The 1,378-nt window shown below is 32.5% G+C and carries 3 protein-coding genes; all 3 read left to right on the top strand.

The features are described from left to right. A partial coding sequence (locus VKA52_RS03070) for a hypothetical protein (RefSeq protein WP_326314146.1) occupies positions 1–224 on the top strand: 224 nt, incomplete at its 5' end. Between the two features lie 378 nt (positions 225–602). Next, complete coding sequence (locus VKA52_RS03065) at positions 603–833, top strand: PF20097 family protein (protein ID WP_326314145.1); 231 nt, start codon at positions 603–605, stop codon at positions 831–833. Positions 834–930: 97 nt separating this feature from the next. Next, a complete protein-coding gene (locus tag VKA52_RS03060; protein ID WP_326314144.1) occupies positions 931–1,089 on the top strand; it encodes a hypothetical protein in 159 nt (52 codons plus the stop codon). The last annotated feature ends 289 nt before the right edge of the window (positions 1,090–1,378 follow it).

Genomic DNA, 1,378 nt, shown 5'->3' with positions numbered 1-1,378 from the left:
TATTAATACATATCTCTTTTAACTTTCTAGTCAGTGTAAGAGATATTTATTACAGATATTTTCTAGATGGGAATAGTTCTTCTGAACCTTTTCCATCGCCCGTAATTGTTATTGTCGGAGGACTTATTCTGATTTCTTTATTCTTAATATGGATTGTACCTTTTTTAAAAAAACACTGGAAGAGTACTATTAAAAAAGGTCACCCTTTATTAAGTGAATGGTAAGACGTTCTATAAAGTTGTTATTTGGAGTAGTAGTAGGAATTGCAATTTTCGAAGGGATGAAAGAACTAATACAACATTTATTTTAATTGTGAATATATGGGTAATTAAAGTAACGAATACCTTAATTGAAAATCTGCTTCAATATATCTCGGAATCAAGTCTTATAGAAACGGGGGCAATTCTATAACAGAAGAATTGCCCTTTTCTTAATGTTTTCGGCAGGTTAGTTGAAGACTAAGTTTTGAGATAATAGGAAGTGTTGAAACTAAATAGGATTGGTATCGTATGTGTAATAAGAGAAATGAGTTTTGGGCGATTAGGTAAGAATGAAAAAGAAACTTCTAGAAATAAGAGAAAGAGAAGGTGGTGTAAATAAAAATGGACGATATTGTAAGATGCCCTGAATGTGGTAACGATTTAAAGAAAGGATATATTTTCTCTCCTCGAAGAATTTGCTGGTCAGACTCGCCTGATTCCATCTTTGCGGATTTTGGAAGTGAAACATTAATAGGTGATGCATGGTTAAAAGTCAAAAAAGTTCCAGCGTTAAGGTGTGAAGAGTGTAGTGTAGTTATATTCAAACATAAGGAAAACAAAGATATAAAATAGCAATAACTTTGAACTTAACTTATTAAATAAACGGGGGCTTTAATTAAATAATGTCTATCTCAAATTATGTCTTGAATGGTAGTGAAAGGAGGAATTTATGAGCTTTTGGACTTGGGTAGCTATTGCTATCGCCTTGATTAGTGGAATACTTTTTTCTAACTCTTCTAAGAGAAAGGCTGAAAGAAAACATATAGTTGCACTTACTTGGTTTATCATTGCAGTAATCTTATTTTTTGTTTGGTGGTTTACACGTTGACTTAATACAGTTAGTACATAGCTCTATTTGAAGACATCTCGATACTGAGTCTTAAAGAAAGGGGGGGCGATTATCTAACAAAGTGATCGTCTCCTTTTTTAGATGTTTGAGAAGGTTAGTTGAATAAAAAGAAACTTACATAATTCGGCTTCGTTTAATTAGTAAAGGGTTATTTTAAGAAAAAGGCAAGAGGAGGGATTGGTTCTTGTTATAAACCAAGTATCATTTTCTTCCATTAAAGGAGGCAATAACTCCATATTGGCTAATGCTTATTGTGCTAACGGACCAT

The sequence above is a fragment of the Halobacillus sp. HZG1 genome, from assembly GCF_035818575.1.
In the GTDB taxonomy this organism is placed as follows: domain Bacteria; phylum Bacillota; class Bacilli; order Bacillales; family Halobacillaceae; genus Halobacillus; species Halobacillus litoralis.
Note: the sequence above shows the minus strand (reverse complement) of the source record. Positions and strands in the feature narration are given on the sequence as shown.